Here is a 12,776-nt window from a genome sequence, read left to right on the forward strand (position 1 = left end):
GCCGGAGAAGGTGTAATTAGTTAGTCAGCATGAAAAAAAATCGCGCTTTTTTGAAATGGGCAGGGGGGAAATACCCCCTGCTTGATGATATTAAACGGCATTTACCTCAGGGTGAGTGCCTGATTGAACCTTTCGTGGGTGCCGGGTCGGTGTTTCTCAACACCGACTTTTCTCGTTATATTCTTGCCGATATCAACAGCGACCTTATCAGTCTCTATAACATCGTGAAGACGCGTACCGATGAGTATGTGCAGGCTTCTCGTGAGCTGTTTATGCCTGAAACCAATCAGGCTGAGGTGTACTATCGGTTCAGAGAAGAATTTAATGCCAGCCAGGATCCGTTCCGCAGAGCAGTGCTGTTCTTGTATCTGAACCGCTTTGGTTACAACGGATTATGCCGTTATAACCTGCGCGGCGAGTTTAACGTCCCGTTTGGGCGTTATAAAAAACCTTACTTCCCGGAAGCCGAGTTGTACCATTTTGCTGAGAAAGCGCAGAATGCGGAGTTCCATTGCCTCTCCTATGAAGAGTGTATGGACCGTGCGGATAGCAACTCTGTGGTCTATTGTGACCCGCCTTATGCACCACTTTCGGCGACGGCAAATTTCACTGCGTATCACACCAATAGCTTTAGCCCGAAAGAGCAGGCGCATTTGGCCGAGATGGCAGAAAAGCTGGTCAGTAAGCAGATCCCAGTGTTAATTTCGAACCACGATACGCCCGATACCCGTGAATGGTACCGAGCGGCGAAACATTTTCAGGTCAAAGTGCGGCGCAGCATAAGCAGCAATGGCGGCACGCGTAAAAAGGTGAACGAACTGCTGGCACTGTATAAACCAGGAGTTGTAACGCCTGCGAAGAAATAAATCTCAAGGAGAAGCGGATGAAACAGTATTTGATCGCCCCCTCAATTCTGTCGGCTGATTTTGCCCGCCTGGGTGAGGACACTGCGAGAGCGCTGACTGCCGGTGCCGACGTTGTGCACTTCGACGTCATGGACAATCACTACGTACCGAACTTGACCATCGGACCGATGGTACTGAAATCGCTGCGTAAATATGGCATCACTGCCCCGATTGATGTTCACCTGATGGTGAAACCGGTCGATCGTATTGTCCCGGACTTCGCCGCCGCCGGTGCCAGCATCATTACTTTTCACCCGGAAGCCTCCGAGCATGTCGATCGCACTTTACAGCTGATCAAAGAACATGGCTGTAAAGCGGGCCTGGTGTTCAACCCGGCAACGCCGCTGAGCTATCTGGACTACGTCATGGATAAGCTCGATGTGATCCTGCTGATGTCCGTTAACCCAGGCTTTGGCGGGCAGTCCTTCATCCCACAAACGCTGGATAAACTGCGCGAAGTGCGTCGTCGCATTGATGAATCTGGCTACGATATCCGCCTCGAAGTGGACGGCGGTGTCAAAGTGAACAACATTGGCGAAATTGCCGCGGCAGGCGCAGATATGTTTGTCGCAGGCTCCGCTATTTTCGACCAACCAGACTACAAAAAAGTCATTGATGAAATGCGCAATGAACTGGCGAAGGTAAGTCATGGATAAGTTTCAGGATATTCGGGGCGCTGCATTTGACCTCGACGGCACGCTGGTCGACAGCGCGCCGGGATTAGCCGCAGCGGTGGATATGGCGCTGTATGCGCTGGAATTGCCGGTTGCCGGAGAAGAACGCGTTATCACCTGGATTGGTAACGGTGCAGATGTACTGATGGAGCGCGCGCTGGCGTGGTCTCGTCAGGAGCGCGCGACATTACGTAAAACGATGGGTAAACCGCCCGTTGATGATGATATTCCCGCTGAGGAACAGGTACGTATTTTGCGTAAGCTGTTCGACAGATACTACGGTGATGTCGCAGAAGAGGGGACATTCCTGTTCCCTGATGTTGCCGACACGCTGGGCGCGCTGCATGCGAAAGGATTGCCGCTGGGTCTGGTAACCAACAAACCGACCCCGTTTGTCGCGCCATTACTCGAAGCATTAGATATCGCCAAATACTTTAGCGTGGTCATCGGTGGTGACGACGTGCAGAATAAAAAACCGCATCCGGATCCGCTGCTGCTGGTGGCAAGCAAGCTTGGCATCAAGCCTGAGCAAATGCTCTTCGTAGGGGATTCACGCAATGATATTCAGGCGGCAAAAGCTGCTGGCTGTCCGTCCGTTGGCCTGACCTATGGCTACAACTACGGTGAGTCGATCACGCTGAGCCAGCCCGACATTATTTACGACCGTATTAATGAACTACTGCCCGCTCTCGGGCTTCCGCATAGCGAAAATCAGGAATCAAAAAATGACTAAGCCCATCGTTTTTAGTGGCGCACAGCCCTCAGGTGAATTGACCATTGGCAACTATATGGGTGCGCTGCGTCAGTGGGTGAGCATGCAGGATGACTACCATTGCATCTACTGCATCGTTGACCAACATGCCATCACCGTTCGTCAGGATGCTCAGCAGTTGCGTAAAGCAACGCTCGATACGCTGGCGCTGTACCTGGCATGCGGTATCGATCCTGAAAAAAGTACAATTTTCGTGCAGTCTCACGTACCGGAGCATGCACAGTTAGGTTGGGCACTGAACTGCTACACCTACTTCGGCGAGCTGAGCCGTATGACCCAGTTCAAAGATAAATCCGCACGCTATGCGGAGAACATCAACGCCGGCCTGTTTGATTATCCGGTACTGATGGCGGCAGACATTCTGCTGTATCAGACCAACCAGGTACCGGTTGGCGAAGATCAGAAACAGCATCTGGAACTGAGCCGCGATATCGCCCAGCGCTTCAACGCCCTGTATGGCGAGATCTTCAAAGTGCCTGAGCCGTTCATTCCTAAATCCGGCGCGCGCGTGATGTCGCTGCTGGAGCCGACGAAGAAAATGTCCAAGTCGGATGACAACCGCAACAACGTGATCGGCCTGCTGGAAGATCCGAAATCTGTGGTTAAGAAAATCAAACGCGCGATGACCGACTCTGAAGAGCCGCCTGTTGTACGCTACGACGTGCAGAACAAAGCGGGCGTTTCCAACCTGCTGGATATCCTCTCTGCGGTCACCGGCCAGAGCATTCCGGAGCTGGAACAGCACTTCGAAGGCAAAATGTATGGTCATCTGAAAGGTGAAGTCGCAGAGGCCGTTTCCGGTATGCTGACCGAGCTTCAGGAGCGTTATCACCGTTTCCGTAACGATGAAGCTTTCCTGCAGAAAGTGATGAAAGACGGTGCGGAAAAAGCCAGCGCACGTGCTTCTGTTACGCTTAAAGCCGTTTACGAAGCGATTGGTTTTGTCGCCAAGCCGTAATGCGCTCTGTGTTGTTGAAGAAACCGGGTTACGCCCGGTTTTTTTTCGCCTGTTGGTTTGTGAACCTCAAAAAATGTGAAGCGCCTCGCCGTTTGCATATTTCCTCATTGCGTTATATCTTCACTTTAATGAAGATATAAATATTCAATTTACTGAAAATATAAAATGCGTCGGACATTTATCAAGAAAGAGGGGGTTGTGCTGACAACCCTGGCTCGTTACCTGCTCGGTGAGAAGTGCGGTAACAGATTGAAAACTATTGATGAACTGGCAGCCGAGTGTCACTCATCGGTAGGGTTAACTCAGGCTGCGTTGAAAACGCTGGAATCCTCTGGGGCAATCCGTATTGAGCGTCGTGGGCGTAACGGTAGCTATCTGGTGGATATGGATAACCGTACGCTGCTAAAGCATGTGGATATTAATAACGTGGTCTGTGCGATGCCGCTGCCTTACACCCGTTTATATGAAGGACTGGCGAGTGGGCTGAAAGCGCAGTTCGATGGGATCCCGTTTTATTATGCACACATGCGTGGGGCTGATATTCGCGTGGAATGCCTGCTAAACGGCGTCTACGACATGGCGGTGGTTTCTCGTCTGGCGGCGGAAAGTTACCTTGCTCAGGACGGGCTGCGCATCACGTTGGCGCTGGGACCGCATACCTACGTTGGCGAGCATCAGCTAATTTGTCGCAAGGGCGAATCTGCAGATGTAAAACGTGTCGGACTCGATAACCGTTCGGCGGATCAGAAAATCATGACCGAGGCCTGTTTTGGCAACCGTGACGTTGAATTGATCGATATGCCTTATCACGAAAGCTTGCAGCGTATTGCGAAAGGGGATGTGGATGCGGTTATCTGGAACGTGGTTGCCGAGGCCGAGCTGGCGGTTTTGGGGTTAGAAGCTACGCCGCTCACCAACGACCCGCGATTTTTGCAGGCCACGGAGGCCGTGGTACTTACCCGCGCAGAGGATTATGCGATGCAGCAGCTACTGCGCGCCGTTGTTAACAAAGAGGCGCTGCTTGCCCACCAACAACGTGTGGCGAACGGTGAACAGGAACCCAGTTATTAAGTGAAGGCAAACGACATGGAAAACAGGCTTAACCTGCTGTGTGAAGCAGGCGTTATCGACAAGGATATTTGTAGCGGCATGCTGCAAGTGGTCAGGCGGTTGGATGAAGAGTGGCGTTTGCCGATTCACAGCGAGCAAGGAACCATGGCGATGACCCATATGGCGAGTGCGTTAATGCGCAGTCGCCAGGGCGAAGTGATTGAAGCGCTGGATGGTGAGTTGCTGGAGGAGTTGGCGCAATCTCATCTCTGGCCAACTATTTTGCTGGTACATCAGGCGCTGATGAAAGAGTTTACGGTGGCGCTGCACGCGAATGAAGAAGGCTATATGTTGGCGAACTTGTATGGATTGTGGATGGCGGCGAACGAAGGTGTCTGAAATCACTGGGAAATGAGCTTATTGCATCTTAAATATTCAAAAAAATGAATATTTAACTGAAGGATTAGAAACGAGGCCGAGAAATGTTTATAGACGCATTGAAACGCCAGAACCCCGCGCTAATCTCCGCCGCTATCGCGTTATGGCAGCAGGGAAAGATCGCCCCTGATAGTTGGGTCATTGATGTTGACCAGGTCATTGAGAATGGCAAACGTCTGCTGGATGTCGCGGGGCAACATGGTATCTCGCTGTATCTGATGACCAAACAGGTTGGACGTAACCCGTGGCTGGCGGAGAAACTGTTGCAGCTTGGCTATGAAGGCATCGTGGTTGTCGATTACAAGGAGAGTCGCGTCATGCGCCGTGCCGGGTTACCGGTTGCGCATCAGGGACATCTGGTGCAGATCCCGTCGCGGCTGGTCAATGAAGCTGTAGCGCAAGGTACTGAAGTCATCACATTGTTCTCACTGGAGAAAGCGCGCGAAGTTTCCGCTGCTGCGGTGAAGGCCGGTTGTGAACAGAATGTGATGCTGAAGGTGTACGACAAAGATGATTTTCTCTACCCGGGGCAGGAAAGCGGATTTCCGCTGATGTATCTGACGGATGTGGTCAATGAAATCCGCAGACTGCCGGGCCTGCGCCTGAGCGGCCTCACCCATTTCCCATGCCTGTTATGGGATGAAAACTCCGCGCAGACGATGCCGACGCCTAATCTGCATACGCTGGTAAATGCCCGACGTCAGTTGGTTGAGGCCGGGATTGCCATTGAGCAGCTTAATGCACCGTCAGCCAGTAGCTGTTCGTCACTCCCTTTGCTGGCGGAATATGGTGTCACCCATGCGGAGCCGGGTCATGCGTTGACCGGCACCATTCCTTCCAATCAAAAAGGCGACCAGCCGGAACGCATTGCGATGCTGTGGTTGAGCGAGATATCGCACAATTTTCGCGGGGACAGTTATTGCTACGGCGGGGGCTATTATCGTCGCGGCCATGCGCAAAATGCGCTGGTCTTTACGCCAGAAAATGACGCGCCGATCGCAGCGAAGCTAAAACCCGTGGACGACAGCAGCATTGACTACTACCTGCCTGTGGCCGGTGAGTTTCCGGTGAGCAGCGCGGTGATCTTCTGTTTTCGCACCCAGATCTTCGTGACGCGTAGCGACGTGGTGCTGGTGTCGGGCATTCAGCGCGGCGTAGCTGAAATCGTCGCGCGATACGACAGTCTCGGCAATATTCTGGAGGACTAATGGCCCGATTCGTGGTGTTGGTAATCGACAGTTTTGGCGTTGGCGCAATGAAAGACGTCACGCGGGTCAGGCCGCAGGATGCCGGAGCGAATACCTGTGGTCATATCCTGGGCGAACTCCCGCAGTTACGGCTGCCAACGCTTGAGAAGTTGGGGCTGATTAACGCTCTGGGCTTTGCGCCTGGCGTGATGAAACCTTCGGAATCGGCGGTCTGGGGCGTTGCGGAACTGCAGCATGAAGGGGGAGATACCTTTATGGGCCATCAGGAGATTTTAGGCGCACGGCCTCAGGCCCCGCTGCGGATGCCATTTAGCGACGTCATTGATCGCGTTGAGCAAGTGCTGAAAGCCGCAGGCTGGCAGGTGGAACGTCGCGGCGGCGAACTGGCGTTTCTGTGGGTCAACGATGCGGTTGCAGTGGGCGATAACCTAGAGGCGGATTTAGGTCAGGTCTACAACGTCACTGCCAACCTGTCCGCCATTGCGTTTGATGAGGTGCTAAAGATTGGCCGCGTAGTGCGTGAACAGGTTCAGGTCGGGCGCGTCATCACCTTTGGCGGCCAGCTTGCGAACAGCCAGCGCATTCTGGATGCCGCCGAAACGATGGAAGGGCGTTTTGTCGGCATTAATGCTCCACGCTCCGGTGCGTATGAAAGCGGTTTTCAGGTCAGGCATATGGGCTTTGGCGTAGATGAGCAGGTACAGGTACCGCAAAAACTGCATGACGCCGGAATCCCTACCGTGCTGGTCGGTAAAGTGGCGGACATCGTTGGCAATCCGCACGGGCGCAGCTGGCAAAACCTGGTAGATAGCCAGCAGATTATGGATATCACGCTTAACGAATTTAACGCGGAATCGACGGTATTTATCTGTACCAACATTCAGGAAACCGATCTCGCCGGACACGCTGAAGACGTCGCACGTTATGCCGAACGGCTGCAGCTTGTTGATCTTAATCTTTCACGCCTTCTGACCGCTATGGAGCCAAATGACTGTCTGGTGGTCATGGCCGATCACGGCAACGATCCGACCATAGGGCACAGCCACCATACCCGGGAAGTTGTGCCGGTATTGGTGTATCAACAGGGGCTTGAGCCTGCGCAATTAGGCATCCGGGCGACGTTATCCGATGTTGGCGCTACGGTGTGTGAATTTTTCGGCGCGGCGGCGCCACAAAACGGCTGTTCTTTTCTCTCGGCATTGCGCCTTACAGGAGACACCTTATGAACTTTGATCCGACGGGCTACACCTGGGTCCACGAACATCTGCATATCGATCTCTCCGGATTTAAGAATAACCTCGACTGCCGGTTAGATCAGTACGATCTCATTTGTCAGGAAATGAAGGATCTCCGGGCGTCAGGCGTCAGCAACATTATTGAGATGACCAACCGCTATATGGGACGTAATCCGCAATTCATGCTCGACCTGATGCGCGATACCGGAATCAACGTCGTGGCCTGCACAGGCTATTACCAGGATGCGTTCTTCCCTGAACATGTTGCGGCGCACAGCGTGGAACAGCTCGCGCAGGAGATGGTCGATGAGATAGTCATCGGTATTGATGGTACTGAATTGAAGGCCGGAATTATCGCGGAAATTGGCTCTAGTGAAGGCGTGATTACGCCGCTTGAAGAGAAGGTGTTTATCGCCGCGGCACGGGCACACATCGAAACCGGACGCCCCATCTCAACCCATACCTCTTTTAGCACGATGGGAGTGGAACAGCTGGTGTTGCTACAGGCGCACGGCGTCGACCTTTCCCGCGTAACCGTTGGTCACTGCGACCTGAAAGATAATCTCGACAATATCTTACGCATGATCGAGCTCGGCGCGTATGTGCAATTCGATACCATCGGAAAAAACAACTATTACCCGGACGAGAAACGCATCGCCATGCTGCACGCGATACGCGATTGCGGACTGCTTAGCCACGTCATGCTCTCTATGGACATTACCCGCCGCTCGCATTTAAAAGCCAATGGCGGCAATGGCTACGACTATCTGTTAACCACCTTTATCCCACAGCTGCGCCAGTCAGGATTCAGTCAGGCCGATGTGGACACGATGTTACGTGATAACCCCTCAAAATTTTTCCAATAAGGACAGAATCATGAAAAAGATTGGCGTTGCTGGCTTACAGCGTGAGCAGATTAAAAAAACCATCGAAACCGCAGCACCGGGCTGCTTTGAAGTCTCCATTCATAACGATATGGAAGCGGCGATGAAGGTGAAATCCGGACAACTGGATTACTACATCGGCGCTTGTAACACCGGTGCGGGTGCAGCACTGTCGATTGCCATCGCGGTGATTGGCTACAACAAGAGTTGCACTATCGCCAAGCCGGGTATTAAGGCGAAAGACGAACATATCGCAAAAATGGTTGCGGAAGGGAAAGTGGCGTTTGGTCTCTCCGTCGAACATGTTGAACATGCGATTCCGATGCTGGTTAACCACCTGAAATAAAAGGCATGACTATGGATCTGTATATTCAGATTGTGGTGGTGGCCTGCCTGACCGGCATGACGTCACTTCTGGCACACCGCTCGGCGGCCGTCTTTCATGACGGCATCCGCCCGATTCTGCCGCAACTGATCGAGGGGTACATGAACCGCCGGGAGGCGGGAAGTATCGCGTTTGGTCTGAGTATCGGCTTTGTCGCGTCGGTGGGGATCTCCTTTACCCTGAAAACCGGCTTGCTCAACGCCTGGCTGCTGTTCCTGCCGACGGATATTCTCGGCGTGCTGGCAATGAACAGCCTGTTGGCGTTCGGTCTGGGCGCTATCTGGGGCGTATTGATTCTGACCTGCCTGCTGCCGGTGAACCATCTGCTCACGGCGTTGCCGGTGGATGTGCTGGGTAGCCTGGGTGAATTAAGCTCGCCGGTGGTTTCCGCGTTCGCGCTGTTCCCGCTGGTCGCTATTTTCTACCAGTTTGGCTGGAAACACAGCATTATCGCGGCGGTAGTGGTACTGATGACCCGCGTGGTGGTGGTGCGTTACTTCCCGCATCTGAACCCGGAATCAATTGAGATTTTTGTGGGGATGATGATGCTGCTGGCGATCGCCATTACGCATGATATTCGCCATCGTGGCGATGAAGAGATGGATGCCAGCGGATTATCTGTCTTTGAAGAACGAACCTCACGGATTATTAAAAACCTGCCGTATATTGCCATCGTTGGCGCGCTGATTGCCGCCGTTGCCAGTATGAAAATTTTTGCTGGTAGCGAGGTCTCAATTTTTACGCTGGAAAAAGCCTATTCAGCGGGGATTACGCCTGAGCAATCGCAGACGCTGGTTAACCAGGCGGCGCTGGCGGAATTTATGCGTGGGTTGGGTTTTGTGCCGTTGATTGCCACCACCGCGCTGGCAACCGGTGTATACGCGGTAGCGGGCTTCACCTTTGTTTATTCCGTTGGTTATCTGGCACCGAACCCGTGGATAGCGGCAATCCTTGGCGCTATCGTGATTTCCGCGGAAGTGTTGCTGCTGCGCTCAATTGGCAAATGGCTGGGGCGTTATCCGTCAGTGCGTAACGCATCGGACAATATTCGTAATGCGATGAATATGCTGATGGAAATGGCGCTGCTGATAGGCTCGATTTTTGCCGCCATTAAGATGGCTGGCTACACCGGTTTCTCGATTGCGGTAGCGATTTACTTCCTCAACGAATCGATCGGGCGTCCGGTGCAGAAGATGGCGGCCCCGGTCGTGGCGGTGATGATTACGGGTATTGTGCTGAATATTCTCTACTGGTTTGGTCTGTTTGTTCCGGCCTGAGGAGGCGTAAAACATGAAGACGTTCCCTCTACAAAGTCTGACGCTCGCGCAAGCACAACAAAAGCAGTTTGCGCTGGTGGATACGCTCTGCCGTCACTTTCCTGGCGCTGACTTTCTGGCCGGTGGCGATTTCGGGCTGACCCCAGGGCTGAATCAGCCCCGGGTCACGCAGCGTGTGGAAAAGGTGCTGGCCGAGGCGTTTCATGCTGAAGCCGCCGTGCTGGTTCAGGGTGCTGGCACCGGGGCTATTCGCGCCGGGCTGGCCGCACTGCTCAAACCCGGGCAGCGGCTGCTGGTACACGACGCACCTGTGTATCCTACAACACAGGTGATCATCGAGCAGATGGGCATCACCCTGGTCAGGGCTGATTTCAACTGCCTCCCGGCAATCGCGCGTGCTGTTACGCAGTATCGCCCTGATGCCGCGCTGGTACAGCATACGCGGCAGCAACCGCAGGACCATTACGTTTTAGCAGATGTGTTGGCGGAAATAACACAATGCGGCGTACCGACGTTAACCGATGACAACTACGCGGTGATGAAAGTAGAGGGTATCGGCTGCGAATGCGGGGCGACGCTGTCCACCTTTTCCTGCTTTAAGCTCTTCGGCCCGGAAGGCGTAGGGGCGGTTGTTGGCAAGGCAGAGGTCATCGCTAAAATCCGTAACACCCTCTATTCCGGCGGCAGCCAGATCCAGGGTGCGCAGGCGCTGGAGGTGCTGCGTGGCCTGGTTTTCACCCCGGTGATGCATGCGGTGCAGGCTGGCGTTTCTGAGCGTCTGCTGAATCTGCTCGATAGTGGAGCGATACCTGAGGTGAAAAAAGCGGTTATTGCTAATGCCCAGTCGAAGGTGCTGATCGTGGAGTTTCACCAGCCGATTGCCGCCCGTGTGCTGAAAGCGGCGCAAGAGAGAGGTGCGCTACCGTATCCGGTAGGAGCGGAGTCGAAATATGAAATCCCGCCGCTGTTTTATCGCCTCTCCGGGACCTTCCGTGAAGCGAATCCAGAGCTGAGCAACTATGCGATTCGTATTAATCCCAATCGCAGTGGCGAGGACACGGTGCTGCGGATTTTGCGGGAAAGCGTGAGTGCATGTGAGTGAGCGTAAATCTAAAATGAAAAAACCGGGAAATTCCCGGTTTTTTTGTATCTGCGCAATCGCGTATATTATTGATTTGCAGCCGGGCCGCAGCCACCAATAATTTTAGAAATTGAAATTGCCGGATGGAATAAATAATCGTAGCTACAGTTGTTTTTTGTGTTTTCAATATGACCAGTGCATGCGGTCAGCGTAGCCAGTACACCTGCCACGATGGTGATTTTTGCAAATTTAAACATGATAAAATCCTTGTAAAATATCTATTTATTAAATGGATGAAATCCATTTCTCGGCGATTAAGATATCAACTAAGGAAGATTTTAAATAGTCCGAATAAGGACATGATAATGTTAGGATAAATTATATTTTTAATGAATTAAAATGCTATGAAATGTATCTATTTTTAATAAATTGATGAATGCTATGGATGATATTTTATTTAGATTAAATATTAACTTTTGTGAATCATAAATAAATGCCCTGAATATCAGGGCATTTATTAGCATTCAATTAATGATTCGAGAACCAGTTCAGCTTATCGCGTAGTCCAACCACGCGACCGACGATAATCAGCGCCGGACTTTCAACCTGCTGTGCCAGCTCGCCGAGCTGCGTCAGAACCCCGTTGACGACGCGTTGCTTCACGGAAGTCCCGTTTTCTACCAACGCGACGGTCATATCAGGCTGCATGCCAAACTCAATCAGTTTTTCCTGGATGGTGGCTGCCTGATTCAGTCCCATGTAGAACACCAGCGTCTGTTTCTCGGCCGCCAGGTTTTCCCAGTCCAGCTCACCGCCGGTTTTCAGGTGTCCGGTAACCAGACGCACGCTCTGAGCGTAATCACGATGGGTCAGTGGAATGCCGGAATAGGCAGAACAACCAGAGGCTGCGGTAATACCAGGCACTACAGAGAATGGAATACCGGCATGGCACAGCGTTTCCAGCTCTTCGCCACCACGGCCAAAGATGAACGGGTCGCCACCTTTCAGTCGTACCACGCGCTTGCCCTGTTGTGCTTCACGCAGCAGGATCTGATTGATCTCTTCCTGCGGTACGCAGTGATAGCCCGCACGTTTGCCGACGAACACTCGGTCTGCATCGCGGCGGACAAGGTTCATGATGTCGTCGGAAACCAGGCGGTCATAAACCACGACATCCGCTTGCTGGATCTGCTGTAACCCTTTCAGCGTCAATAGTCCGGCATCGCCAGGACCGGCGCCAACCAGCACCACTTCACCACGGTGATCCAGCGGTTCGCTGAGCATTTGCTCGGTGGTTTCCTCGACGGCTTTTAGGTCATTGTTAGCCAGCGACTGCGCCAGGCGGTCATTCACGAACAATTTTTCCCAGAAGCGGCGACGTTCACCCATGCTGGCAAACTGTTTCTTCACCCGGGAGCGCAACTTGCCGGCATATTGTGCGACCTGGCCCAAATGCTGAGGCAGTACGGATTCAAGCCTTTCACGCAGCAGACGGGCAAGCACCGGCGATGTCCCGCCGGAGGAGACCGCCACCATCAGCGGCGAGCGGTCGATAATGGAGGGCATGATAAAACTGGCTGCTTTTGGCGCGTCGACCACGTTGCAGAAGATACGACGTGACTCCGCGGCGGTGCTGACGCTTTGGTTGACGGCATCGTCATCGGTGGCGGCAATAGCCAGCCAGCAGGTGTTGAGCAGGGACTCATCGAACGGTCCCTCAACCAGCGTCAGCATGCCTTCATCTGCCCATACTTTGAACTGCGGAATAAACGCCAGTGCATTAACCGTTAAACGGGCGCCCGCTTCCAGCAGTAACCGCGCTTTGCGTTCTGCGACATCACCACCGCCGACGATCAAGCAGTCGCGGTCACGTAGTTGACAAAATATAGGCAAATGGTCCACGACATTA

At 53.1% G+C, this 12,776-nt stretch carries 14 protein-coding genes; 12 read left to right on the top strand and 2 right to left on the bottom strand.

The genetic code is table 11. From position 1 onward, the window contains the following. Positions 1-29 precede the first annotated feature (29 nt). From dam to OGV85_RS12260, 12 genes are all read left to right on the top strand, one after another. On the top strand, positions 30-866 hold the full coding sequence (gene dam, locus OGV85_RS12205) for an adenine-specific DNA-methyltransferase (protein WP_003023558.1): 837 nt from the start codon (positions 30-32) through the stop codon (positions 864-866). Between the two features lie 17 nt (positions 867-883). Beyond that, positions 884-1,561 carry a ribulose-phosphate 3-epimerase gene (rpe, locus tag OGV85_RS12210; protein WP_003023561.1) on the top strand — a complete coding sequence of 226 codons (678 nt, stop codon included), beginning with the start codon at positions 884-886 and terminating at the stop codon, positions 1,559-1,561. Continuing rightward, a complete protein-coding gene (gene gph, locus OGV85_RS12215) occupies positions 1,554-2,312 on the top strand; it encodes a phosphoglycolate phosphatase (protein ID WP_181522687.1) in 759 nt (252 codons plus the stop codon). The genes rpe and gph overlap by 8 nt, the downstream gene beginning before the upstream one ends. Continuing rightward, on the top strand, positions 2,305-3,309 hold the full coding sequence (gene trpS / locus OGV85_RS12220; RefSeq protein ID WP_003023564.1) for a tryptophan--tRNA ligase: 1,005 nt from the start codon (positions 2,305-2,307) through the stop codon (positions 3,307-3,309). The genes gph and trpS overlap by 8 nt, the downstream gene beginning before the upstream one ends. Positions 3,310-3,474: 165 nt before the next feature. Continuing rightward, a complete protein-coding gene (yhfZ, locus tag OGV85_RS12225; RefSeq protein ID WP_044701428.1) occupies positions 3,475-4,380 on the top strand; it encodes a GntR family transcriptional regulator YhfZ in 906 nt (301 codons plus the stop codon). A 15-nt stretch (positions 4,381-4,395) separates the two neighbouring features. Further along, positions 4,396-4,758, top strand: coding sequence for a hypothetical protein (locus OGV85_RS12230; protein WP_003023568.1), 363 nt, complete (start codon positions 4,396-4,398; stop codon positions 4,756-4,758). Positions 4,759-4,841: 83 nt separating this feature from the next. After that, positions 4,842-6,005: a YhfX family PLP-dependent enzyme gene (locus tag OGV85_RS12235; protein ID WP_003023571.1), complete on the top strand. Its 1,164-nt coding sequence runs from the start codon at positions 4,842-4,844 to the stop codon at positions 6,003-6,005. Then, positions 6,005-7,231 carry a phosphopentomutase gene (locus tag OGV85_RS12240; RefSeq protein ID WP_286553602.1) on the top strand — a complete coding sequence of 409 codons (1,227 nt, stop codon included), beginning with the start codon at positions 6,005-6,007 and terminating at the stop codon, positions 7,229-7,231. Before OGV85_RS12235 ends, OGV85_RS12240 begins: the two co-directional genes overlap by 1 nt. Continuing rightward, the gene (locus OGV85_RS12245; RefSeq protein ID WP_003023575.1) at positions 7,228-8,106 is read left to right on the top strand and encodes a phosphotriesterase-related protein; all 879 of its coding nucleotides are present in this window, start codon (positions 7,228-7,230) and stop codon (positions 8,104-8,106) included. The genes OGV85_RS12240 and OGV85_RS12245 overlap by 4 nt, the downstream gene beginning before the upstream one ends. A 10-nt stretch (positions 8,107-8,116) precedes the next feature. Then, positions 8,117-8,470, top strand: a complete 354-nt coding sequence (locus OGV85_RS12250) for a DUF2620 domain-containing protein (RefSeq protein ID WP_003023576.1) — start codon at positions 8,117-8,119, stop codon at positions 8,468-8,470. Between the two features lie 11 nt (positions 8,471-8,481). After that, a complete protein-coding gene (locus OGV85_RS12255) occupies positions 8,482-9,786 on the top strand; it encodes a YhfT family protein (protein WP_032950373.1) in 1,305 nt (434 codons plus the stop codon). Positions 9,787-9,799: 13 nt separating this feature from the next. Continuing rightward, a complete protein-coding gene (locus OGV85_RS12260) occupies positions 9,800-10,888 on the top strand; it encodes an aminotransferase class I/II-fold pyridoxal phosphate-dependent enzyme (RefSeq protein WP_061547482.1) in 1,089 nt (362 codons plus the stop codon). A gap of 65 nt (positions 10,889-10,953) precedes the next feature. Here the strand turns inward: OGV85_RS12260 and OGV85_RS12265 are convergent, their stop codons facing one another. Together OGV85_RS12265 and cysG are read right to left on the bottom strand one after the other, a co-directional pair. Further along, positions 10,954-11,124, bottom strand: a complete 171-nt coding sequence (locus OGV85_RS12265; RefSeq protein WP_003837939.1) for a YhfL family protein — start codon at positions 11,122-11,124, stop codon at positions 10,954-10,956. 271 nt (positions 11,125-11,395) lie between these two features. After that, the gene (gene cysG, locus OGV85_RS12270; RefSeq protein ID WP_016151091.1) at positions 11,396-12,769 is read right to left on the bottom strand and encodes a siroheme synthase CysG; all 1,374 of its coding nucleotides are present in this window, start codon (positions 12,767-12,769) and stop codon (positions 11,396-11,398) included. Positions 12,770-12,776 lie beyond the last annotated feature (7 nt).

It is taken from the genome of Citrobacter sp. Cf132 (assembly GCF_030333885.1).
In the GTDB taxonomy this organism is placed as follows: Bacteria; Pseudomonadota; Gammaproteobacteria; order Enterobacterales; family Enterobacteriaceae; genus Citrobacter; species Citrobacter freundii.

Bases quoted from the DNA above. Each gene is read 5' to 3' on its own strand.
- dam (WP_003023558.1), top strand. From the start codon at position 30: ATGAAAAAAAATCGCGCTTTTTTGAAATGGGCAGGGGGGAAATACCCC.
- rpe (WP_003023561.1), top strand. From the start codon at position 884: ATGAAACAGTATTTGATCGCCCCCTCAATTCTGTCGGCTGATTTTGCC.
- OGV85_RS12250 (WP_003023576.1), top strand. From the start codon at position 8,117: ATGAAAAAGATTGGCGTTGCTGGCTTACAGCGTGAGCAGATTAAAAAA.
- OGV85_RS12235 (WP_003023571.1), top strand. From the start codon at position 4,842: ATGTTTATAGACGCATTGAAACGCCAGAACCCCGCGCTAATCTCCGCC.
- gph (WP_181522687.1), top strand. From the start codon at position 1,554: ATGGATAAGTTTCAGGATATTCGGGGCGCTGCATTTGACCTCGACGGC.
- OGV85_RS12260 (WP_061547482.1), top strand. From the start codon at position 9,800: ATGAAGACGTTCCCTCTACAAAGTCTGACGCTCGCGCAAGCACAACAA.
- OGV85_RS12245 (WP_003023575.1), top strand. From the start codon at position 7,228: ATGAACTTTGATCCGACGGGCTACACCTGGGTCCACGAACATCTGCAT.
- OGV85_RS12265 (WP_003837939.1), bottom strand. From the start codon at position 11,124: ATGTTTAAATTTGCAAAAATCACCATCGTGGCAGGTGTACTGGCTACG.
- OGV85_RS12230 (WP_003023568.1), top strand. From the start codon at position 4,396: ATGGAAAACAGGCTTAACCTGCTGTGTGAAGCAGGCGTTATCGACAAG.
- yhfZ (WP_044701428.1), top strand. From the start codon at position 3,475: ATGCGTCGGACATTTATCAAGAAAGAGGGGGTTGTGCTGACAACCCTG.
- OGV85_RS12240 (WP_286553602.1), top strand. From the start codon at position 6,005: ATGGCCCGATTCGTGGTGTTGGTAATCGACAGTTTTGGCGTTGGCGCA.
- trpS (WP_003023564.1), top strand. From the start codon at position 2,305: ATGACTAAGCCCATCGTTTTTAGTGGCGCACAGCCCTCAGGTGAATTG.
- OGV85_RS12255 (WP_032950373.1), top strand. From the start codon at position 8,482: ATGGATCTGTATATTCAGATTGTGGTGGTGGCCTGCCTGACCGGCATG.